The sequence below is a fragment of the Vibrio sp. 10N.247.310.17 genome (genome assembly GCF_041466605.1).
Classification (GTDB): domain Bacteria; phylum Pseudomonadota; class Gammaproteobacteria; order Enterobacterales; family Vibrionaceae; genus Vibrio; species Vibrio tasmaniensis_A.
This window is the reverse complement of sequence record NZ_JBFSTC010000007.1, coordinates 55,079-77,046: the sequence shown is the minus strand read 5'-3', so window position 1 is coordinate 77,046 and position 21,968 is coordinate 55,079. Positions and strand designations below refer to the sequence as shown.

21 protein-coding genes are annotated in these 21,968 nt (G+C 44.1%); 1 reads left to right on the top strand and 20 read right to left on the bottom strand.

Annotation, left to right across the window (positions count from 1 at the left end; all coding sequences use genetic code 11):
- Nucleotides 1-81: 81 nt before the first annotated feature.
- The 6 genes from AB6D80_RS04125 to AB6D80_RS04100 all read right to left on the bottom strand — a co-directional run bounded on the left by AB6D80_RS04125 (nt 82) and on the right by AB6D80_RS04100 (nt 6,652).
- Complete coding sequence (locus AB6D80_RS04125; protein WP_009847134.1) at nt 82-720, bottom strand: response regulator transcription factor; 639 nt, start codon at nt 718-720, stop codon at nt 82-84.
- Nucleotides 713-2,068, bottom strand: a complete 1,356-nt coding sequence (locus AB6D80_RS04120) for a cache domain-containing protein (RefSeq protein WP_372187828.1) — start codon at nt 2,066-2,068, stop codon at nt 713-715. The genes AB6D80_RS04125 and AB6D80_RS04120 overlap by 8 nt, the downstream gene beginning before the upstream one ends.
- A 104-nt stretch (nt 2,069-2,172) precedes the next feature.
- Nucleotides 2,173-3,456: a TRAP transporter large permease subunit gene (locus AB6D80_RS04115; protein ID WP_009847136.1), complete on the bottom strand. Its 1,284-nt coding sequence runs from the start codon at nt 3,454-3,456 to the stop codon at nt 2,173-2,175.
- A gap of 9 nt (nt 3,457-3,465) precedes the next feature.
- Nucleotides 3,466-4,038 carry a TRAP transporter small permease subunit gene (locus tag AB6D80_RS04110; protein WP_049779139.1) on the bottom strand — a complete coding sequence of 191 codons (573 nt, stop codon included), beginning with the start codon at nt 4,036-4,038 and terminating at the stop codon, nt 3,466-3,468.
- Nucleotides 4,039-4,521: 483 nt separating this feature from the next.
- Nucleotides 4,522-5,616 (bottom strand): TRAP transporter substrate-binding protein, encoded by a 1,095-nt coding sequence (locus AB6D80_RS04105; RefSeq protein ID WP_009847138.1) that lies wholly within the window; start codon nt 5,614-5,616, stop codon nt 4,522-4,524.
- Between the two features lie 643 nt (nt 5,617-6,259).
- Complete coding sequence (locus AB6D80_RS04100) at nt 6,260-6,652, bottom strand: hypothetical protein (protein ID WP_012604302.1); 393 nt, start codon at nt 6,650-6,652, stop codon at nt 6,260-6,262.
- 220 nt (nt 6,653-6,872) lie between these two features.
- Between AB6D80_RS04100 and AB6D80_RS04095 the strand changes: the two genes are divergently transcribed.
- Entirely contained in the window at nt 6,873-7,673 is an 801-nt protein-coding gene (locus AB6D80_RS04095; protein WP_372045709.1) for a DUF2982 domain-containing protein, read from the top strand.
- Between the two features lie 107 nt (nt 7,674-7,780).
- On the opposite strand, the gene AB6D80_RS04090 is transcribed toward AB6D80_RS04095, so the two are convergent.
- The 14 genes from AB6D80_RS04090 to nrfC all read right to left on the bottom strand — a co-directional run bounded on the left by AB6D80_RS04090 (nt 7,781) and on the right by nrfC (nt 21,968).
- Complete coding sequence (locus AB6D80_RS04090) at nt 7,781-8,434, bottom strand: MBL fold metallo-hydrolase (RefSeq protein ID WP_029223976.1); 654 nt, start codon at nt 8,432-8,434, stop codon at nt 7,781-7,783.
- Between the two features lie 99 nt (nt 8,435-8,533).
- On the bottom strand, nt 8,534-9,082 hold the full coding sequence (locus AB6D80_RS04085) for a YcbK family protein (protein ID WP_009848830.1): 549 nt from the start codon (nt 9,080-9,082) through the stop codon (nt 8,534-8,536).
- 199 nt (nt 9,083-9,281) lie between these two features.
- Nucleotides 9,282-10,820 carry a murein L,D-transpeptidase gene (locus AB6D80_RS04080; RefSeq protein WP_372187827.1) on the bottom strand — a complete coding sequence of 513 codons (1,539 nt, stop codon included), beginning with the start codon at nt 10,818-10,820 and terminating at the stop codon, nt 9,282-9,284.
- 81 nt (nt 10,821-10,901) lie between these two features.
- Nucleotides 10,902-11,990, bottom strand: a complete 1,089-nt coding sequence (locus AB6D80_RS04075; protein WP_372187826.1) for a DUF1513 domain-containing protein — start codon at nt 11,988-11,990, stop codon at nt 10,902-10,904.
- Nucleotides 11,980-13,041, bottom strand: coding sequence for an imelysin family protein (locus AB6D80_RS04070; RefSeq protein ID WP_102258311.1), 1,062 nt, complete (start codon nt 13,039-13,041; stop codon nt 11,980-11,982). The genes AB6D80_RS04075 and AB6D80_RS04070 overlap by 11 nt, the downstream gene beginning before the upstream one ends.
- A gap of 158 nt (nt 13,042-13,199) precedes the next feature.
- Nucleotides 13,200-14,588, bottom strand: coding sequence for a di-heme oxidoredictase family protein (locus AB6D80_RS04065; protein ID WP_372187825.1), 1,389 nt, complete (start codon nt 14,586-14,588; stop codon nt 13,200-13,202).
- Nucleotides 14,589-14,699: 111 nt separating this feature from the next.
- A complete protein-coding gene (locus AB6D80_RS04060; RefSeq protein WP_009848835.1) occupies nt 14,700-15,959 on the bottom strand; it encodes an imelysin family protein in 1,260 nt (419 codons plus the stop codon).
- A 177-nt stretch (nt 15,960-16,136) separates the two neighbouring features.
- Nucleotides 16,137-16,733, bottom strand: coding sequence for a GTP cyclohydrolase II (ribA, locus tag AB6D80_RS04055; protein ID WP_009848836.1), 597 nt, complete (start codon nt 16,731-16,733; stop codon nt 16,137-16,139).
- 249 nt (nt 16,734-16,982) lie between these two features.
- Nucleotides 16,983-17,159 (bottom strand): hypothetical protein, encoded by a 177-nt coding sequence (locus tag AB6D80_RS04050; RefSeq protein ID WP_009848837.1) that lies wholly within the window; start codon nt 17,157-17,159, stop codon nt 16,983-16,985.
- A gap of 89 nt (nt 17,160-17,248) precedes the next feature.
- On the bottom strand, nt 17,249-17,689 hold the full coding sequence (locus AB6D80_RS04045) for a cytochrome c-type biogenesis protein CcmH (protein ID WP_065680452.1): 441 nt from the start codon (nt 17,687-17,689) through the stop codon (nt 17,249-17,251).
- Nucleotides 17,686-18,273, bottom strand: coding sequence for a DsbE family thiol:disulfide interchange protein (locus tag AB6D80_RS04040; protein ID WP_371709173.1), 588 nt, complete (start codon nt 18,271-18,273; stop codon nt 17,686-17,688). Before AB6D80_RS04040 ends, AB6D80_RS04045 begins: the two co-directional genes overlap by 4 nt.
- Nucleotides 18,254-20,176, bottom strand: coding sequence for a heme lyase CcmF/NrfE family subunit (locus AB6D80_RS04035; protein ID WP_372187823.1), 1,923 nt, complete (start codon nt 20,174-20,176; stop codon nt 18,254-18,256). The genes AB6D80_RS04040 and AB6D80_RS04035 overlap by 20 nt, the downstream gene beginning before the upstream one ends.
- 128 nt (nt 20,177-20,304) lie before the next feature.
- Nucleotides 20,305-21,279 (bottom strand): cytochrome c nitrite reductase subunit NrfD, encoded by a 975-nt coding sequence (gene nrfD / locus AB6D80_RS04030; RefSeq protein ID WP_102258305.1) that lies wholly within the window; start codon nt 21,277-21,279, stop codon nt 20,305-20,307.
- Nucleotides 21,280-21,281: 2 nt separating this feature from the next.
- Nucleotides 21,282-21,968 (bottom strand): cytochrome c nitrite reductase Fe-S protein, encoded by a 687-nt coding sequence (gene nrfC / locus AB6D80_RS04025; protein ID WP_012604317.1) that lies wholly within the window; start codon nt 21,966-21,968, stop codon nt 21,282-21,284.

The following is a 21,968-nucleotide window of genomic DNA, read 5'->3' as shown; positions in this document are numbered from 1 at the left end:
TACTAAAAAAACCATCAAAAAACGGGTGTAAACGGCACATTTGGTAATTAAATTACACATTCACTGTAATTTAGCGTAACATCACTCAACAAGCCCAGAGCTAACAGCATACTTGGCAAGCTCTGCCGTAGAGTGAATGTCGAGCTTATGCTTGATATTTTGTCTATGGGTTTCAACCGTTCGGTAACTGATATTTAATCCCTTTGCGATCTCTTTACTGCTCTCCCCTTTAGCCACTAATTTCAACACGGCTTCCTCACGCCGACTCAATGGGTTCTTCACAGATTGTGTGGGAGTAATAGGCTGAGTAAACAAGTTCTGAGTCACTTTTTCACAGAAATAGGTCGAGCCTTGATTGACCGTCTTGATTGCCTGCACCATTTTTTCAGCCGAAATTTCTTTCAACATATAGCCGACAGCACCCGATTGCATCACCTTCATGATGTATTCACGGTTGTTATGCATGGTCAGCATCAGCACCTTAGCTTGAGGATCTTCCTCTTTAATCAGGTGAGTGGCATCAATACCATTCATGATAGGCATGCTGATATCCATCAACACTACATCAGGGCGCAGGTCTTTAACCATTTCAACGGCTTCTAATCCATTGCTGGCTGTACCTATCACGCTAATATCAGGCTCGAGTTCTAATCTCGCCATAAAGCCATCCAGTACCACTTGGTGATCATCTGCAATCACAACTCGAATAACTTCACTCATTCACTAATCCCTCTAGTGTCAGTAACACTGTAATTTCCGTTCCAAAGCCAACCTCACTCATCAATTCAAAGTCACCACCGATGAACTCCACCCGTTCTCTCATGTTACGTAACCCAATACCTCGCTTTTCCATTGCTTTATAGGTATTGAAACCGACTCCATCGTCTTGGATGAGCAACTGCAACACATTTCCAATTTGCTGTGCGATAACCGTTACTTTGGTCGCTTGTGCGTGTTTCTCTATATTATTCAGTGACTCTTGCGCCACTCGATATAAAGTCGTCGCAGCTTCTGATTTCAACTTTCCCGGCTGCGTATTAAACAAGGTTTCCACTTCAATGCTCGAGTGCGCCTGAAAATCTAATAACAGCGAAGACAACGCCGCTTCTAAGCCGATATCATCCAATGAACTTGGACGAAGTTGATGCGAGATATGCCTCACCTCTTCGATTGCTCGCATGAGTGAATGCTGCGACTTATTCAAATGTGCTTTAAGGTCTTCGCTTTGTAGCTTATTACCGAGCAGTTCTAAGTGACAGCGACTCGACACTAATAACTGGTTAATACCATCATGCAACTCACGCGCTAGATGCTTCTTTTCGTCCTCTTGAAACATCACCGTCTTATGAGCTAGTTCCTTCAAGTTGTTATCCGCTATCCGATGTTCATGCATGTTAATGGCCAAGGTCAGTACAATGATGACCGCGACCGTCACACTCAGAATCACCACAATCGAAAAGAACGTGGTTTCAATATTCTTGTTAATTGCGGCCTGCATCGAGGCCACTTCTTGATGCACATCCTCAATATACAAGCCGGTGCCAATCATCCAGTCCCAGCGCTCTAACCAAGCGGCGTAACTCAGCTTCGATACCACCTCACCTGTCGAAGGTTTTTGCCACAAATATTGGTGAAATCCTCCGCCTGTTTGTGCTTCTCTTAACAAGGCTTCTATCAGAAAGTCGCCATCTTCATCTTGCAGTTGAAGTAAGTTTTGCCCTATCAACTCTGGCTGGATTGGATGAACCAAATTGGTTCCGTGGCGATCATACGCAAAGAAGTAACCGTCAGAGCCATACCTTAGTTTAGACAATATGGTTCGAACTTCTCTTTTGGCTTGTGCTTCTTGGATATCGGGATCATTGTAGATATGTTCGATGGCATCAAATGCGAGATCAACAGTGTCTTTGAGGGCGTTTTCACGCGACTTAATTAAGCTGTCTCGGAAGATTTCGACCTCTTTCTCACCCAACGTCTTAGTTTGGTGTAACGAGATCCAACTAATGCTCGCCGTTACAATCAGCAACGGGAGTAGCGTCAGCAAAATCAACTTAACTTTTAGAGGCATTCCTTTTCCTCACAAAAAACGGCTTATTGAACATCAATAAGCCGTTTTACTTTATCAATTTATGGATAGCCGTTGAAACATATCATTCACATTCTAGGCTTCACTCACATTCCATAGAAAGATGGGAAAGCGAGAAGTGATCCAAGTACGAGGATTTGAATCAAAATGAAAGGCATCACGCCTCGGTAGATATCCTTGGTAGTCACACCTTTTGGTGCCACCCCTTTTAGATAGAACAAACTGAAGCCAAACGGTGGCGTCAAGAATGAGGTTTGAAGGTTCATCGCGATAAGGATTGCGAACCAAGTCATGTTGATTCCCATCAGCTCAGCAACAGGCGCAATAATCGGCACAATGATGAAACAGATTTCTACGAAGTCGATGAAGAAACCCAGAATCAAAATCACCAACATGGTAATGATCAAGAAACCCCATTTCTCACCCGGTAACTGCAACATCCACTCTTCAACCAGATAGTCACCGCCAGTATAAGTAAACGCCATTGAGAATGCCGTTGCACCCAACAAGATAGCAAATACCATTGCCGTTACTTTCACCGTCTCTTTAGAGGCGTCATACACCATCGACCAACTGAACTGACCGTAGAGTAAAGCGAGTACCATCGCACCCGCACCACCCAGAGCAGCAGACTCTGTCGGCGTAGCAACACCCGCAAAGATAGACCCCAATACGACAATAATCAGCGCGAGTGGCGGTATGATTGCTTTCAATGCGTTGATGACTTCTTGTTTACGGCTGATGGAATCATCACGCTCAATTGGTTGAGCGGCTTCAGGGTTAAGCTTCGCGTATATTAAGATATAAACGATATAAGCCCCCACTAACATCACGCCCGGCCAAATCGCGGCTTGGAACAAGTCGCCTACCGGAACACCCAATACGTCCCCCAATAGAATCAAGACGATGGATGGCGGAATGATTTGCCCTAACGTACCAGACGCACAGATGGTGCCGCAGGCTAAGCCTTTGTCGTAGTTGTACTTGAGCATGACGGGCAACGAGATAAGCCCCATTGCAACCACAGAAGCGCCTACCACACCGGTTGAAGCTGCAAGCAGTGAACCTACGAGAACTGTCGAGATTGCGATACCACCTCGTACACCACCAAACAGTCGTCCCATAGACTCAAGTAACTGCTCAGCAAGCTTAGTCTTTTGTAGAACAAGTCCCATGAAAACAAACAATGGAACGGCCATCAGCACCGTATTTTCCATGATTGATTGAATTCGATATGGCATGAAGGCAAACATTTCGATGCCTTCCGCCCAAACACCAAAGATTAGCGCGATACCACCAAAGGTAAACGCCACCGGGAAGCCTAGTAAAAGTGCAAACAAGGCTACGAAAAACATTACTATTCCAATCATGTTCAGCCTCTACTTATTCTTTGTATGAATATTGTTTGCATGCGTGTTATTTGCATGGATGAGATGGGGATTAAAAATTTTGTTCAACGAGTGCAGGATCAAACCGACTCCGCTGAGTGCCATCAAGAAAAATGACAGTGGAATCATGGCTTTGATGATCCATCGATATGGCAGGCCACCCGGGTCACCTGAGGTTTCGCCGAGGTTATAACTCTCTTTGGCAACATCAATACCAAACCAAGCAACCAGCAAACAGAAAGGCATCAGAAAGATCAGTGTGCCTAGCAGGTCAATAATGGCTTGCGCTTTAAAGCTCAATTGTTCATAGAACACGTCTACTCGAACATGACCACCTGCCTTGATGGCATAAGGAACACCTAATAGAAAAACGGCTGAGAAAAGGTGCCATTCCATCTCTTGGAAAGCGATTGAGACATCATTGAAGGCATATCTCATGACAACGTCATACACAACGTTAGCGATAAGTAGAATAAACAACATACTGGAAAGCCATCCCAGTGCATCACCGATACGATTAAACAGGCGTTCAATATAAATTAGACTTCGCATTCCCGACTCCATGGAATTTGAAAAGACATCGCGCAGCACAACTAACCCAAACTAAAAACGATTCAGTTTATAGCTAGCAATAGGCACGACGTAGAAAGGGTTCTTGGGCGTATTACAGGGTTTATCCTGCTTAGGGCGTGTTAACCTTTCGTGGTTAAATTTTGTTCGAGATAAAAGCGTTTTAATCGCGGCGAGGGGGGAGTAGCCTAGTCATTCTAAGCAAATCCCCCTCAACAAAGAGTAAAACGCTTTTAGCCGAACCCTTCGGGCAGCGTTTGCTGGCCATTTCTACTACGTTATCGACTTCTCATGGAGGCTAGCTACACATCAAATCCTCTGCCTTGTATAAATACCCAGCAACTCGCTGCAAAAATCAGCTCGAAAGGTCAACACGCCCTAGTTATTATGGTTAAAATGAACCCGCCGCTTAGTCACTCTTAGTTACCTAACAAGAATAGCTTTGGGTTCATTTAGCTTCAGTTCAAAAACTGTCGATTATTTCGCTTGGCTATTTAAATAAGCTCTATGTGAAATATCTGTCCATGAACGTACTTGCTCTAGGTAGCTTGCTTGTGAAGCTTGAATCTCTTTTGCCAATGCATCTTTCTCAGCGTGCTTAGCAAGTAGGCGATCGTTCGCTTCTTTCAGTGCAGACATAACCTCTGGTGGGAAATCTTTAACTTGTACGTCTGGGTATTCTGTTTTCATTGAAACCCAGTTCTTTCCACTTTCGTGCGTTGCTTGTGTGTACATGTCGTAAGCCGCTGTACGCATTGCAACACGCAAGATTTCTTGTAGGTCTTCAGGAAGCTTGTTCCATGTGCGCTTGTTCACTAGGAATTGAAGCTCTGAACCCGGCTCATGCCAACCTGTGTAGTAGTAAGGCGCGATCTTGTGGAAGCCCATACGCAGATCAAGTGATGGGCCTACCCACTCTAGTGCATCGATTGTGCGACGCTCTAGAGACGTGTAAAGCTCACCTGGGGCAATATTGGTAGGTTTAGCGCCTAGCTCCGCTAGAATCTCACCAGCAAAGCCAGGGATACGCATTTTCAGACCTTGTAGGTCTTCCACACTGTTGATCTCTTTTTGAAACCAACCGCCCATCTGGATATCCGTATTACCACCTGGGAACGACATCAAATTATGTGGAGAGTAAACCTGCTCCATCAACTCCATACCACCACCGTGATAGAACCACGCATATTGTTCAGCAGGCGTCATACCGAAAGGCATAGAAGTGAAGTAAAGCGTGTTTGGAACTTTACCTTTCCAGTAGTAAGAGCCTGAGTGCCCCATGTCGTATTGACCAGACTTAACCATGTCAAAAACGCCAAGCGGTGCTTTGTGTTTGTTCGCAGAATCGATTCTGATTTGCAGTCGACCGTTCGACATTTTCTCAGCCATCGCAGCCATGTTCTTCGTCGCGTCACCGAATACAGGGAAGTTTGGTCCCCATGTTTCAGCAAGCTTCAAGCGATAAACCTTATCAGCAGCAGTTGCACCAGTAGCGACCAAAGCTAAACAAGCCGCTGCAGTAACTGCAACGTTTTTAAAAACTCGTGTGAGGGAGTTAGAAATGAGACTCATATTCACGTCCTTTGTTGGGTTAACACTCTTTCTATGAGCATTTTTTATGATTCAACATAAGAGTGCACCGTGATGTAGCAACAAGATATCAGGGAGAGCACGCACGACGGACTCACACAAACTGCGTATTAGACCAAAGGATTACGTAGAACTACGTAGGAGATAATTTAGCGATGTCGATTTTAAAGGCTCTGGGAGATTCATTAGGGTAATTAGTATTGATAAATACCTAAGTAGTTATAGTGAAACTGCATTAACAATTGATTTCCATTTCGTGAGGAAGCTCTATTCTCGCCACACATCGAATACGCACCTAAATGAATTAAATCCATGAGAATCAAGATTTCAGAGAATCAGACGCCCTACTTTGGTACTTACTGATTCGAAACAGGGGACACGCGACAGACAGATGAATAACGGAAGAGATCAGCCGATTGGAAATAAGGCCTCTTGGGCTAGGTTCGAATGCTAGGTTTGAATATAAGTATGGGTTTAGGGGTTTAGGGGTTTAGGGGTTTAGGGGGTTGGGGTTGGGGTTGGGGTTGGGGTTTTGGTTTTGGGATTAACATGATCCGCCAGATACAAAAAAGCCTCGATAATCGAGGCTTAAAAACTTTAACGAAGCGAATGTAATCCCGCGGGATTACATAGCTTTGTAGATAACCTTGTTACCTGCAAGTTGCTCTTTCGCTACTAGGTTTTCTTCAAGAAGTTTTTTCAATGCGCCTGTTGCCCATGAAGCTGCTTTCGCGTCTTCTTGACCAGCTGCTAGGCCGATACCTTTAGGGTTAATGCCTTCAGCATTGCTAACAACGATGTCTAGAACTTGTTGTTGCTTAGGAGTCAGTGCTACTGCAACTTCTTTAGTTGCTGCTACTGCTTTCTCTACCGCTGGTTTTGCTGCTACAGTTTTTTCTGCTACAACTTTCTCTGCGACAGGCTTCGCTTTTTTCGGCGTTGCCACTGCTTTAACTACAGCCGCTTTAGTGCGTTTCTGCAGTTTAGCCTGCACCTTACGCTTATGAGCAAGTCTCATTGAATATTTCTCCAGTTCACTGCTCTTTTCGCAGTGGTGAAAATTTGAAGCGCGATTTATACCAAAAAACCGGAGCTATTTGTAGAGTGAAGCGTCGAAAGTCGACGAAAAATACCGATATTGTCTACTAGCGTCTATTATTTAATCATCGACTTATCAATTCAGGGTCATATACACTGGTTATCCATCCAGACAAAAATATGAAAATTTGGTGTTGCCTATGGACACTCGTCACCTTACAAATTTCTCTTTGCCTTCATTCAAACGTTCGTATCGTATTCTCGCCATCATTTTAGGCTTCGTTTGCTTGATCGTTGCGCTCTACAGTGACAACCCAAAGTTACTGATCGTGGGTGCTTTTTGCATTATTGCCCTACTAGGAACTGGCTATTATTTAATGTTGCGCAGCAGAGTGATGTTCACCCTCACACCGACTCATTTTCAGCAGCATTTTTATAAAGGCGGGTGGGTTTTAAAATGGAATAACATCCAAAAGATTGGGCTTTGTACCTATGAGCAAGATGGATGGCACCAACCTCTTCCTTGGATTGGTATCAAGGTTAAAGATTACTCGCCCTACCTCGATTCGATTTGCCCTAAAATCACTTGTGAATTACTGCTCAGCCAACGAGCACTTTTGTACTTGGGAGCGAAGCAAGCGGGTAAAGAATCGAACTTTGAAGATATGGTTTTAGACTCATCGCACTACCACACTCGTTGTACCGAAAACGGGTGTGTGGAATTAAGCCAATATAAAGAATCAAAGAATACCGACGAAGTGAGTTTCAGCGCTCAACAAACGCAAATGGATGCGGATTCATCCGATAAAGCAAATAATCACAACGCGGTGATTAAAGACTATTCTGGATTACAGGCGATGCTTGCCAACAGAATGAAATATCAAAGAGGCTTCCACGGGTATGACATTTTCATATCAACCCATGATCTGAATATCAGTGGGGAGGAGTTTGTTGGACTGGCTCGACGCTACTTGGCGGCAGCCGAACGTCTTTCTGATTAAAATTAAACTGGTTTAAAAGTAAAACCACACGCAATAAAAAAGCTTAGCTTCCATAACAAAAGCTAAGCTTCATTTTCAATCGTTCTTATATTAAATCAAAGATTTAATTAATATATAGGCATCTCGTCGGCAACGAATGGATTTGATGCGCGCTCACGGCCAAATGTTGACTCAGGACCATGACCCGGTACGAATGTTACATCACTGCCTAGCGGCCAAAGCTTAGTCTTGATTGAAGCAATTAGCGTGTTGAAGTCGCCTTGCGGGAAATCCGTGCGACCAATAGCACCGTTAAATAAAACATCACCAACAAACGCCATACGCGCTTGCTCACTGAATAGCACGACGTGACCCGGAGTATGACCCGGCGTGTGAATCACATCAATCACTTGGTTACCAAAAGTCACTTTGTCGCCCTCTTCTAACCATGTGTTTGGTTCAAAAGCTTTGCACAGTGGGAAACCAAACATCTGGCTTTGATTCTCTAAACCTTGAAGCCAAAAGTTATCGGCTTTATGTGGGCCAACAATGTTCACGTTCAAGATTTCAGCAAGCGGTACTGTTCCGCCCACATGGTCTAGGTGACCGTGAGTCAATACCAAATTCACCACTTTAACACCTAACTCTTCGATGATAGCAGCCAGTTGCTGAACATCACCGCCCGGATCGACAACGATGCCTTCCATTGTCTCATCACACCACACAATTGAGCAGTTTTGAGAGAACGAGGTAACAGGGACAACTTGATACTTAAGAGACATATACAAACCTTAGAGGGCAAACTGAAATTTGGGCAAACTATGACATTGGATGTCTACTTTGACAAGTACCTAGCATTCGCTCGTAAATTCAGCTTAACACTACCAACTGCGTGCTGGACCTGTATCAATATGGATAAAGTTGCTACGTGCATAGTAACCGACACCACCCGCATTCAAGCTTTTAGCAACGTCTCTTAATTCTTTTAGGTTAACGCCATCAATACGGAAATCGATCGCTTTACCTAACATGTGGTAGCTCTTCTTGGCTACGCCACTCGACTTTGAGCGCAATGCTTCATTGGTCGCTGGAGAACGATAACCAGAGATGATTTGAACTTCTTTTTGAATACCCAGTACATTTTGAATCTGAGTGATCTGATCAAACAGGTTCTTATCCATTGGATGAATCTCATTACGACGGAAATCACGGCACAGTTTGCTTAGACGAGCCATTTCATCACCAACATAGTTAGTACCATCGAAATAACAGGTCTCTAATCGTTCACCTGTGTGAAGATTGTTCATGCTAATCGTTCTTGGTTGATCAGGGTATGAAGCAAAAGCGATAGAAGGAGTAATTGAGGCGACAACAGCAGTACCACCAGCGTAAGTCAGAAACTGACGGCGTGAAAATAAACTTTGAGACATACAGCAAAAAAACCAATTAGATCGAACGAAAAATGCACGATACATAATGGAAATTGCTGCGTCAACGTACAAAAACCGCCCAAAAGGTTAGTAATTGTAACCTTTGTACGGTTAGTTATTGATCCACATTATAATTTTATCAATAGAAGCTTGGTTGTCATTTTTTGGTCAAGATCACCCTTATTGGCTTCAATGATGGTTAACCACCCTCTTTATCATATTGGTAGATGTCACCACGATACTGTATGCCCCCTTCTTCAAACAGCACGGTTTGATAGATGATATGCACGGGGATTCGCTTCTTGAGGCGAACCTTAGTATTAGGAGCAAGATCGTTACTTTGGTTAGGTACTTTCCTTACCTTGGTGGCAAACAACAATTCAGCCAATTCCTCTGCATGTTCGACACGTATACAACCTGAACTGTAAGCACGGAAGTCATCATTAAACAGGCCTTTACTTGGCGTATCGTGCAGATAGATAGCTCGCTTGTTGGGTGTGTTGAACTTGTACAAACCTAGTGCATTACGTGAGCCTGCCTGTTGACGCATTCGATATGGGAACGAATTGAAATTGATGGTCTGCCAATCGATATCTGTGGTGTCGACGGTTTCCATGGTGCGCCAACCATCAATCACTTGGAAGTTGTGTGTCTCTAGGTAGCTTTCATCCGCTTTTACTTTAGGCAAGATGTCTTTGACCATGATTTTCCATGGTACGTTCCAAGTAGGATTTAAGATAACCGAATCTAGGTTTATCTCTAAAAGCGGTGTTTTTCGCGACTTTCTGCCCACGACAACTTTGGACTCAAAGACCTCTTCACCATCTTCCCAATACTTCATATCAAAACTAGGCACGTTGACCACGATGAGAGAGTCTCTGTCTCTTGGCCACAAACGAACGCGTTCGGCATTCAGAGCCAGCGAAGTCAATCGTTCATCAAAGCTCATGTTGATCCATTTGATCGTATCTGGCCCAACGATCCCATCGTCTGTAAGGCCGTGCATTCGCTGAAAAGACTTAATCGCTGTTTGCAGATCTTGGTCAAATACAGGGAAATCGACCGCGATCATCGAGGTATCAACACCAACCAAAGCAATGCGCTCAACAAGAATAGTTTTGTCTGAAAGATCATCACCTAAGCGTTTCAACCCTTTCTGTCTGTATCGCTCTATATTGAGTTCAGACGCAGTTTCTAGCACGGAGTAGGTCGCCTTGAATTGGTCAAAATCCCCAACAGGCGGCGCATAGGACAATACCATTTCTAATAAGTAATCGTTGGTGACACTGCTTTTCAATCTCATCAGGATATGTGGAGAAGGCGCAGGCAACTTGGAATGCAGCTTGCCCGAGAAATACCACTCTTTACCGGCAAGTGGCGCATTCTCAACGTAGCTTAGGTAATAAATAAAGGTATCGGTTAATAAGATGTCCAACTCTTGCCATTGCCCACGAGTTTGATAGTGGCGGATTTGCTTAAGTTGTCGTTCAAAAAGCGGGGCCATTTGCGCTTGTTCGAGAAGTGACAACTGGAATTCAAACGCCTTAACAAGTTCAGGCGAATCCCAAAGAATAGGAAGAGATGAGTCTTGATAAATACTTTGGGTAAGCTCTGGATAAATCAGCATAAAAGAGAGCTCTGAATCAGCCGGAATAAATCGGCTCTCGTCAGAACTCGTATAGCTCCATGCATGCACAGAGACTAACACCAATAATCCACAGAAGTATTTTGCTAACATGCTTAACCCCATCACCAATCATCTCATAAGTATGGCAAAGAAATAGAAGTAAGCATGTTATTTTTTAAGGAGTTTTATGAACTAGATTGCACTCCAGTGGTTATCCCACTGGACCGATGATTGCTGAGTTGATTTCTCATAAGGCTTGTGTTGGCTCACCACACTGCCCGCTCCAGAGCTGAGTCGAAATTCACCATCAAGCAGCACTGCGCCAGAAGCATCAGACAACGCAGAGAGTTCCACTAACTCTTTAGTCTCTTTAGACCAAATACCATAACAGTTGCCTCTTGGCGAAGTCGCAATAATCCAATCATCTGACGCCGCAATACTGGCGATATAGTGATTGAACCTTGCCCACTGCTCAGGCTCTGCATTCAGTGATTCAAACTGCCCGCCTTTGGTATGCATCACCAAAAGTGAAGGATACTCATCTGGTTCACCACGATATTGCTGGCCACATAGTACGGTTTCAGCACCATCATGGGCTAAGTGTCGAATGCTCAGCTTCTTGTCTAGCAATTCAACCTGATCAAGCAGCGCACCTTCAGGTGAAACATAACTTAAACTCGGTTGCATTGAATTCAAGTTTTTCGGTGTTCTACCGTCAGTATGAACGCCGCCAACGCCGATCGCGAGATTTCCATCCGGCATGATGATCACTTCATGAGGGCCAATACCAAAGCCAGTGAACTCCTCGACCTTACGATAGCCTTGTGAGACATCGTAAACACCAATCACACCTTGGCTACTGTCGGTTTTCCCTTCCGTGGCATACAGTAACTTGCCATCTAATGAGTAAACGCCATGACCATAGAAGTGGCGATTGTTACCTTTCACAACCATCTTGATCTGCTGACCATTTTTATAGTCAAACACCATAAAATAGTCACCAGGACGACGAGCAAAAACCACCGCATGTGATGATGTTGGGCAAATTGCGACGCCATGCCCACGATCTGGGATCGGCAGTTGACTCAACGGCATACCATATTCGTCAGCCACAACCGCTGAATATTGGCCACGACCATTAAGCGCACAGCCGATCAGTTGAGGATCATTAGATGTGCTTGCGGCGCCAGAGCGACTAGCGCAGCCAAACGGAAGTACAGGTACAGCAGCACAACCCAGTACAGCCTTGAGTAGCGTTCTTCGTGTAGTATCAGTCACCATCGGTAGCATTAAATCCTATTACCACGCCAAGCTCTATTGCCACTTCTTCATGAATCAGGTACTTCAAACGTTCTAGTTTGTTGTATTGAGTCAGCACATTTCGATAGCCCTCTTTGCTCTGCAGCAACTCGAACAAACTTGAGTCTGTAGGCCAAGTATCTAACGTTAGCGTGAACTGGTCAGCAACACGGTCAGCAAGGTCATTTAAGCCCTTCTCTCTCAACAAGCCGTCTAGGCCATTGCCATCGGCTAGGTACAAATTCTGAAGTGCTGCTACATTCGCTTTTAGTTGAGTCATCGAAGTTTGTGCACGCCATGATTCTGAGAAGTAAGGACGCGGATGACCGATTTTAGCCATCGGACGACTCAGCTTTTTCATGCTGTAATCAAGTTGGTTGGTCAATAAAGCGATGTATTCAGACTCCCAACGAGTCTCGTCTAACGCTAGCCAAGGGTTAACCTGCCATGCCTGTGCAATCGAAGATGACTTAATCGCTAAGTTTTCAGTAATCGCTTGTGATGATTGGCAGCCTAGTGCTTTGTCTTGAAGCAGTGACGATTGCTCGTCATAAAGCGACCATTCCAACGCACCCAGCCCTTGAACGGTCACACTCTGCTGTGCGATTTCGTCTTGAGACCATGCTTTATCCTGCTGAGTCAATTGACGCATTTTAAGACCGGTGGTGTTCTTCTTATCAGGCCAAAATTGAATATTCCAGCTCTCTTCAAGTGCCGCAGTTGGGCCTCTTTCTTGTCCTTGCAGTGCCATCCAACTGTTCATGGTGAGCTGCCACTGACTTTTCAAAGCATCTAACTCAACATCATTAGTTTGGCAGTAACCCTGCATCAAGACTTCTAGCTCATTGGCTTGCTTGGCGAATAGGACGGCAGAATCAAACTCTTGTTGATAGACACTGCGACTGATGTGGTCGGTCGTATCAGCTTGATAAGACACACCGTTAACCTCAGATGAAGCAGCTTGTTCACCCGATGATTGGCAGCCTGCCATGATTAATACCGACAAAGGCATTAACAAAAATTTATGCGTCATGCTGTTACCTTACTTCCTAATTTTTCTTTTAATTATATGAGTTCATTAAATACCAAACGACCGCTGACCTCGTATTCCTACAAGTTCAGCGGTGCTAAGTGGTTTGATAGCGGCTTTCTTAAGTCACTAGCCGTTAACTAAACTGAATTCAACTCAGCCTATAACGAGTTTAAGAACGCCAATAGCGCTTCACGTTCGCTGCTACTAAGAGCTAAAACGTTTTGTTTCGCCATTTCTGCTTCACCACCGTGCCAAAGTACCGCTTCCATAACGTTTCTTGCGCGACCGTCATGAAGCAGGAACGTATGACCATTCACTTCTTTGGTATAGCCTAATCCCCATAATGGCGTCGTACGCCACTCTTGGCCATTGGCAAGATATTCAGGGCGATTGTCGGCTAAGCCTTCCCCCATATCGTGCAACAACATATCGGTATACGGACTGATTAATTGCTTAGACAACGCAGGTAACCCTTCACGCTCTGCTGTGCGAATTTCAGCTTGGTGGCAACTCTGACAACCAACGTCTTTGAATAATTTTTTACCTTGCACGACGGCTGGGTTGTCGACGTTGCGACGAATAGGGACCGCTAAATGCTGCGAATAGAACTCAACAAAATCTAGAATATTGTCGCTGACTTCTGGCTCGCCACCATTTTGGAAATCATCACAGGTTGATTGCGCTGATGTGCAGTTTTCATTCGGGAATAAGCGACTCGTTAAGCCCAAATCACCGTTAAACGCAGCCGCATTTTGCTGCATTAGGTTTGGCTGGCCAGCTTTCCAACCGAATCGACCCAACGCCATATCGTTAGTTTGAACATCAAGAACGTAGTTCGCTTTGCCTGAAACACCTTGCTTGTCGGCCAACTGCTGTTTAGCAAATCCGAGAATCGTTTCTTGCGGGATGCTTTCAAGTAAACCAAGGCCAATCATTGGCGGCGCAACACGAGCTGAAAACTCAGTTTTAGGATGCATCTCGCCAAAGGCAAGATCAGTAATCTTTAAAATTGGTTTACGCAAAGTAACGACTGTACCGTCTTTGAATTCAACAGGAACATCGGTGTAGCTGATGTTCACTTTGCCCTCGGGTTTTACACCTTGAAGCGCGAAATCTTGTAACTGGCCGCCGTAAGTTGGTTCAGGAATACCACCATCACGAATGAAGGCTTGTCTCTGCTCTGGCGTTTCAGCAGGGATACTTAAGCGGACCAACAATGAAACCGCGTTCTGGTCATCTTTTTCAGGCGCATGACCACGACCATCTTTGATGTGACAGTTTTGACAACCGTTGGTATTGAACAATGGACCTAATCCATCACGCGCATCGGTTGATGACGGCGCAGGAACCCAAGGGTTTCTAAAGAAGCTGTTACCTACGCTGAAATCCAAACGTTTGCTCATTGGAAGGTTGGCTGCAGGAAGAGAAAAAGCGTTCGCGCCCTCTTTCTTTACTGTGGTTTTGCCACCAGAGTAGGTTTCATGGGCGTGCAATGGAGATAAGAAAAACAGTGCGGTTAATAGTGAGGCTGAGAGATACGACTTCATACATTGCCTTGCTGTGTTTTTGATTTTAGTTTTTATTAGGGAGTAACTTTTTTGAATAACAAACAATTAAGGGCTCAATAAGAGCCCTTACATTGATTTGGCCTCGGGTTCTTAAAACTCGTGATCCGCTGTGTCTGGGTTTAGGCTATCAATGCCAATAACACCAGCAGCACGCTCGATTGCAGCGGTTTGAGACACTAGCGCAACAATAGTTTTGTTTACTAATGCGTTACCCGCAGCATTGTCAGCAGCAATTAGCTGATCGAAGTGCTGGTTATTTTTCTCTGCTGACACAACAAGTTGACCAACTTGCGCACGTGCTAGGTCAAACTGCTTTTGAATCTCTTTCGCCGCTTGCTCGTCTTTTTGCTCAACGAGGTCAAACAGGCTAGGACCTGAAAGTAGAGAACCATCTTCACGCTTGTACAAGCCAGTGTATACGTTGTAGATACCTTGCTCGTTGTAGTAGTGAGAGTTATGCGTGTTATCAGAGAAACAATCATGCTCGTCTTCAGTCGAGTTTGCTTCTAGTGCAACTTTCATACGCTCACCCGCTAGTTCACCTAGAGATAGTGAGCCCATACCAAATAGCATTTTACGTAGACCGTTCTCGCTAGATTCAGAAAGAAGCTCTTGACGGTAGTTGCCTTTTTCGCCTTCAGCCCACTGCTTTTCCATCCACTCTAGGTCTTGGATAAGTAGTTCAGCTGATGCTTTTAGGTATGCGCCACGACGGTCACAGTTACCATTAGTACACTCCGCACCAACAACGAAATCAGTGTAAGCACGCTCACCTGCACCGCTGTTAGTACCGTTTAAATCTTGGCCCCAAAGTAGGAATTCAATCGCGTGGTAGCCAGACGCTACGTTCGCTTCAGAACCACCGATCTCGTTCAGGTCTGCAATTAGCTCTGGAGTAATGTTAGTTGCGTCTACTGTTGTCTGACCAATTTGGAAAGTCTTATTTGCAACGATGTTTGCGCTAGCGCCTTCGTTACCAAGTTCATATTGGTAATCAGTCGAAACGTAATCGATAAGGCCTTCATCTAGCGGCCATGCATTTAATTGGCCTTCCCAATCATCTACAACAACGTTACCAAAGCGAAATACTTCAGACTGTTGGTAAGGTACACGAGAGTCTAGCCAAGCTTGCTTTACTTGTTCGAAATTGCCAGCAGACGGAGAAGCTAAGAAGGTATCAATAGAAGAGTTCAACGCTTTTGCTGTAATTACTGAATCTGCAAACACTGCATGAGCAATATCGGCGTAATGTTCTACAACTTGATCTTGAGTTACTGCTGCAAAAGAAGAAGCAGAGGCAAAAATGAGTGACGAAGTTACGGCTTTTGTCACTAAAGATTTAATGGTCATGAAGCATCCTTGTTGAGCTTTGAATTATTATTCGTAGTAATAGTGCAAACCATTATCATTTACACTACAGATTTGAATAATACAAACTTACAATTTTATTGCAAGATAAATACAAAAAAACCTCACATTTGTGAGGTCTTTAAATACTTTTGTGCTATAGCAATAAAAGGAAGCTTATCAAATATCCAGATTATGCTTACCGTGTGAGACTTTCGCCTTCAGGTAACTCTCATTTCCCGACTTGATATGTGCAGAAGTATTCACCACTTCTTCAATCTCAATACCGAAAGATTTCAGCTCATTGATCTTCTTAGGGTTGTTAGTAACCAAGCGGATTTTTGTGGTTCCTAAAGCGCGAAGCATTTCTGCCGCTTCGGTAAAGTCGCGTAAATCATCACCAAAACCTAGGTGGTTATTCGCTTCATAGGTGTTCATGCCTTCGCTTTGCAGACGGTACGCATCGATTTTGTTATACAAACCAATACCACGACCTTCTTGGCGTAAGTAAAGAATCACTCCCCCCGTCTCACCCATAATTCTGATGGTTTCATCTAACTGCTCACCACAGTCACAGCGAGAAGAATGAAAAACATCACCAGTCAGGCACTCAGAGTGCATACGAACAAGAGGTATGTCTTGTGTCTTATCCGCTGATTTAAATATCACAGCAACATGCTCTTTATCTGTTTTCAATCCATGAAAAGACAGAAGTTCAGCATCAATACTGCTTGTTACCCCTACTTTGAAATCTATTCTGGCACGCACTTCCGCCATAGCTATACTCACTTGAAAATTCGATGTATTTAACAACACTACACTATATGTCTAGGCAATATTTTGTAGCTAACTATCTAATGATAGACACTATGAGGCTGTTAACAATTTTTTTCAAGGTCGACCACGTACAAATTGTTATATTATAACAATTAATTTTCTAGGTAACAAAAAACCCCACGTTGGGATGACCAACATGGGGTTATAAATCAATCAATTGCGGCTAAGACTACACTTTTTGCGGAACGATCAGCTTAGTTGAGTTTGCTTCCAGATAACAAGCTGCACCCAAGCATTTTCTAATTCACTTAACTCTTCTTGTGTCAGTGTAGAGATGCTCGACTTTGCACTGTATTTTTCTGCCCATTTATCAGAACGGACATGAGTATAGAACTCTTTTTTTAAATTTGAGATTACGTTATCCACAAACACATCCTTATATAACAGTGCTTAGCCTTTATAATCCGTTAATATTACAAAATACAGCTCAATTGGTAAACAGTAATACACAATTTTTATGAGTCATTCCTAACACTCGCTACTGATAAATATACAAACAAAAGAAATAATAGACTCGGTAACACCCAAAGTAATATGTTTGAAACACTCATTGCTGGCTTATAAAGCACAAATTCACCAAACCTTTCTGTCATGTACTGAGTGATTTCATTGTTGCTCTTCCCTGCTTTCACCATATTGAATACAACAAGGCGTAAATCTTTTGCTATGGGAGAGTTCGACTCAATCAGATTTTGATTCTGACATTGTGGGCAGCGCAGCGATTTTGCCAAACTAATAGCACGCTGTTGTTGATTAAGGCTTTCAAACTCAAATAACTCTACCTGAATGCTTGTATCTTTATCACTCGCCGTAAACAAATCCTCAGCTAATACAGGGAAGTTGACGACAATAGCAGCGCTAAGTATGAGCACTATGTTGAGCAGGAACTTCATCATCCATTTGTACCTTTAAAATAGTGAGCGAGTTCTTTGCGCCAAACCGATTCATTAATCACGCCTAGCAACTTCTTCACTATTTGGCCTTCAGCATCGACTAAATACGTCTCAGGAGTACCGATTACACCGAGTTCTAACGCCAACTTCCCTTGAGGATCGCTGATCACAGTTGCGTATGGGTTGCCGTCGTTGGACAATACATTGAGCGCAGCACCGGGGTTATCTCGATAATTGAGACCAACAATTGGAATACCTTCCTTTTGTAGTTCGAGTAAAAAAGCGTGCTCGGTTTTACATATTCCGCACCATGAAGCCCATACATTGACCAGTTGGTAAGGATGTTGAGTAATATCAGCGAGCGTAAGCTTAGCCGTTTCATAGCTTAATATTTCAGAACTTAATGCTTCAGAATCGAATGACTCATCAGTAACGAGTTTTTCTGCCGTAAATTCAGGGAAAGTCCTTTTTTGCTCTGAAACGCTGGTCGTTTGTTGCTTACTGTCGAGCGCATATGAAAATGCAACGACCAAAGCAACAGCCACTGAAAATAGAGCAATGAGTTTATTACGAACGCTGGTATGCATACTGTGCAGCCTTAACGGTTTTCTTTTTACGATTGGTCAGTGAAAGCACAGCACCTAGAATTGAGAACAGCCCACCAAGCCATATCCAACGAGCATACGCTTTGTACTGAACTCGAAATGCATAAGCGGTAGCGTCAACTTTCTCACCCATGGTGATATACACATCGCCATGCCAGAACCATTTCATTGCGGGCTCGCTCATGTTCATCACTCGAACTTGATAATGTCTTCTTTCCGGCGAAATAGAAAAACTTTGCTCGCCAGTATCTAGCTTAAGTATCGCCTTTTCAGCGGTAAAATTTGAGGCGACATAAAGCTCTGTATCTTCATGAGCAAGCGTCCAGCCCATAAACTCCACTTGTTCATCTGGGCTTAATTTATAACTGCGCTCAAACGAGTGGTAACTGTTCATTGCAGCGCCTACAGCTAAGACCGCGACACCGACATGGGCAAAGGTCATCACCCAGACTTTTCGTTGGAACTTGGAACTGTGCGTGACCGCTAAGCCATAAACATGAGTGAGTAAAACCCAAAATGCGAGTGACCATGTTATCAGAGCCATCACTTGTCGTTGGACTTGTTCCACTTGCCAAGAATAACAAACGTAACCCAATGCCAACGACACCAGAGCTAACAGTGAAATAACACCTTTGGTTGCTTGAGGTTTAACACTCAACAATGGGGCTAAGCCAACCACGCCAAGTGCGAGCAAAGCCAAAGGCGCAATCAACAGATTAAAGTATGGCGCACCCACCGATATGTTACCCAGCCCAAGCAGTTCAAAGATCATTGGATAAAATGTACCAAACACCACAACAGCGGTCGCTAATACAAAAATGAGCACCGCAACTAGGCTTAAAAAGCTCTTACTGGCGAAGCTAGTAATCGGGTTAGATTCAAAAGATTCACCTCTGACGATAAGCAGAGAAAATGAGCTCACCAGTACCAACACTAATATAAGTAGCAGTGCGATACCTTTGGTTGGGTCAACCGCAAACGCATGCACCGACGTTAATACGCCAGAACGAACAATAAAGGTGCCTAAGATACTCAAACAAAATGTAATGAAAGCAAGGCTTAGAGACCACTTCAGAAGCTGTTGTTTGCCCTTGGCAACACCTAAACAGTGCAGCAAGGCTGTCGAAGTGAGCCACGGCAACAAGCTGGCATTTTCAACAGGATCCCAGAACCACCAGCCGCCCCAGCCTAATTCGTAGTACGCCCACCAAGAGCCAAGAATGATCCCTGCGGTTAAAAAGATCCAAGCGACTAGACACCAACTGCGACAATGGGCAACCCAATCAAACTCTATGGGGTCAACCAGCAAAGCGGCAACTGCAAATGCCAGCACCACGGAAAAGCCGACATAGCCAAGGTAAAGTAATGGAGGGTGAAAGATCAGGCCGACATCTTGCAACATTGGGTTAAGGTCACGCCCTTCTAGCGGCAAGATCGAATTCATTTCAAATGGGTTTGATACGAATAAGGTGAACCAAGCAAATATCGCGAGCAATAGATTCATTACCCACAACACACGGCTTTGGTATTCATTCGAATAGTGTTTTTGTAAGGCAATCACGCCAGACCAGACGCTGATCGTCAGTACCCAAAATAACAAGGAACCTTCATGGCCTGCCCATACAGCTGCTAGCTTAAAAAATGAGGGTAATTGAGTATTTGAATGTTCAGCGACATAGAGAATAGAGAAGTCATCACTGACAAAAGCATAGCCAAGCAATGCGACAGAAGTGAGAGAAAACAATGCACTTGAAAGAGAGAAACTACGGATTAAACTTATATTTTGCGTCCGTTTGTTTAGCATTTGATAAAACGAATGCACACCAATAATGCTACTGAGTACAGCAACCAACACTAAACTAAACAGCCCCAAAGAACCGACCATATCACCTCAATAAGGCTCCGCTAGAGCAGAGCCGATCTGAACACGCATCTCATGTTTACTAAAAGCATGTTCATTAATAAGCAGATGTCTAGTATCCAACATCTGCTCACTAATAAACTTGCGCGAAATTAAGCTATCGTTAACTGCCCTGCATAAAGGACAAAAGTTCGCAGCATTAATACGCCCATTAGGCTTAGCGAAGTCACGGAGAAAATATACACCGAGCTATGGCGGATTGAGGTTGGTGTCACGGCATTCAGCAACAACGGTAAAACCATGCCGACACCGATGACGCCATACCAGAACCAACTCGCCCAGAAACCACTGCCAATTGCGTTCCATACTGCTTGTTCACTTTGACCGCCAGCGAAGATAAGCCCAGTAAAGAAAGTAATAAGTACAAACAACTCAAACATCACTACCGGACGTTCAAATCCGTGGATCCATGAAATACTCGGGCTATGAGGTGATTCTTTAAAGACCAACACACCAAATAAAATACACGCCGCCGCACCCGAAGATAAACTCGAGAACAAGAACAAAATCGGCAGTACTGGGTTATTCAATAGTGGGAAGGTATTTAAAGCTGACAGCAAGAATCCGGTATAAGCGGCAAGCATCAAAGCAAGAACAGCTAGGAATATTTCCAGAGCATTCTCAAACACTTCTAATTTGCCAATCCAGTTCCCGACAAAGTCGAGTCGTCCTTTTAACCATGTTTGGTCACTCAAGAACACGACAATTTGATCTCTAAATATAATGCCGATCCAAAGGAACAAGATCACCATATACACTTGGAATAAGATCACACCCATCGACATCACAGACGTTGGATTATAGAAGATCATGATCTTCCAAAAGGATAACGGTTTTGTCAGGTGGAAAACCAAGATCAGCAAGCCTGAGATGATCCCAAATGGCGCAAGAAAAGCTGTCGCCTTTAACACACCATTATGAGCAGGATCGCCTTCAATAACCTTACGCTTGAGATAAATGGAGATCATTACGGCACCCGCCGACATCCCCGCGAGAAATAGATAGATTGCTATAATCCAGTCCCATACCACGGTACCAGACTGAAAAGCTGCGTCCCATGCACTCATAATCAAATCTCCCCTTTTTGGTGTGGCACTTTATAGAGTTTTGGTTGAGTGCCTAGATAGGCTTTATCTCTGTAAACCACCTCGGATTGAAGTACTTGGTTTATCTCACTCTTAGGGTCATTCAAATCGCCGAATGTCAGCGCTTTGGTTGGGCAAGATTCGACACAAGCAGGCAACTTCCCTTGTGCTAGATTGGTATCACGACAGAAGTTACATTTATCGGCTGACTTATTCTCTGGATGGAAAAAGCGCACTTGATATGGACACGCTAACAAACAGTAACCACAACCGACACACTTCTCTTGATGAACGTCGACAATGCCGGTTTTTTCATCTTTGTAGGCTGCACCTGTTGGGCAAACCATGACACACGGCGCGTTATCACAATGTTGGCAAGAGTTACGAGTAAAACGGTAATCAACATTTGGATATTCGCCTTGGGGTTCGCTCTTAATAATTTCTAAGCGCGACACGCCTTCAGGCACTTTATTCACTTCACGACATGCTTCTGTACAAGCAGTACAACCTATACACGCGGTTTCGTCATGAATCATTCCATAACGTTTAGCACCATCTTCTTGAACATTGGCTAACGTTTTACGACTTGTCACCGCCGCAGTTCCCGCTACACCCGTGGTAAAAATAACGGCACCAGCGCCTGCTAAAAAGTTTCTTCTTGAGCAGCTCAT

Bases quoted from the DNA above. Each gene is read 5' to 3' on its own strand.
- AB6D80_RS04125 (WP_009847134.1), bottom strand. From the start codon at position 720: ATGAGTGAAGTTATTCGAGTTGTGATTGCAGATGATCACCAAGTGGTA.
- AB6D80_RS04120 (WP_372187828.1), bottom strand. From the start codon at position 2,068: ATGCCTCTAAAAGTTAAGTTGATTTTGCTGACGCTACTCCCGTTGCTG.
- AB6D80_RS04115 (WP_009847136.1), bottom strand. From the start codon at position 3,456: ATGATTGGAATAGTAATGTTTTTCGTAGCCTTGTTTGCACTTTTACTA.
- AB6D80_RS04110 (WP_049779139.1), bottom strand. From the start codon at position 4,038: ATGGAGTCGGGAATGCGAAGTCTAATTTATATTGAACGCCTGTTTAAT.
- AB6D80_RS04105 (WP_009847138.1), bottom strand. From the start codon at position 5,616: ATGAGTCTCATTTCTAACTCCCTCACACGAGTTTTTAAAAACGTTGCA.
- AB6D80_RS04100 (WP_012604302.1), bottom strand. From the start codon at position 6,652: ATGAGACTTGCTCATAAGCGTAAGGTGCAGGCTAAACTGCAGAAACGC.
- AB6D80_RS04095 (WP_372045709.1), top strand. From the start codon at position 6,873: ATGGACACTCGTCACCTTACAAATTTCTCTTTGCCTTCATTCAAACGT.
- AB6D80_RS04090 (WP_029223976.1), bottom strand. From the start codon at position 8,434: ATGTCTCTTAAGTATCAAGTTGTCCCTGTTACCTCGTTCTCTCAAAAC.
- AB6D80_RS04085 (WP_009848830.1), bottom strand. From the start codon at position 9,082: ATGTCTCAAAGTTTATTTTCACGCCGTCAGTTTCTGACTTACGCTGGT.
- AB6D80_RS04080 (WP_372187827.1), bottom strand. From the start codon at position 10,820: ATGTTAGCAAAATACTTCTGTGGATTATTGGTGTTAGTCTCTGTGCAT.
- AB6D80_RS04075 (WP_372187826.1), bottom strand. From the start codon at position 11,990: ATGGTGACTGATACTACACGAAGAACGCTACTCAAGGCTGTACTGGGT.
- AB6D80_RS04070 (WP_102258311.1), bottom strand. From the start codon at position 13,041: ATGACGCATAAATTTTTGTTAATGCCTTTGTCGGTATTAATCATGGCA.
- AB6D80_RS04065 (WP_372187825.1), bottom strand. From the start codon at position 14,588: ATGAAGTCGTATCTCTCAGCCTCACTATTAACCGCACTGTTTTTCTTA.
- AB6D80_RS04060 (WP_009848835.1), bottom strand. From the start codon at position 15,959: ATGACCATTAAATCTTTAGTGACAAAAGCCGTAACTTCGTCACTCATT.
- ribA (WP_009848836.1), bottom strand. From the start codon at position 16,733: ATGGCGGAAGTGCGTGCCAGAATAGATTTCAAAGTAGGGGTAACAAGC.
- AB6D80_RS04045 (WP_065680452.1), bottom strand. From the start codon at position 17,689: ATGATGAAGTTCCTGCTCAACATAGTGCTCATACTTAGCGCTGCTATT.
- AB6D80_RS04040 (WP_371709173.1), bottom strand. From the start codon at position 18,273: ATGCATACCAGCGTTCGTAATAAACTCATTGCTCTATTTTCAGTGGCT.
- AB6D80_RS04035 (WP_372187823.1), bottom strand. From the start codon at position 20,176: ATGGTCGGTTCTTTGGGGCTGTTTAGTTTAGTGTTGGTTGCTGTACTC.
- nrfD (WP_102258305.1), bottom strand. From the start codon at position 21,279: ATGAGTGCATGGGACGCAGCTTTTCAGTCTGGTACCGTGGTATGGGAC.
- nrfC (WP_012604317.1), bottom strand. From the start codon at position 21,968: ATGAGCTGCTCAAGAAGAAACTTTTTAGCAGGCGCTGGTGCCGTTATT.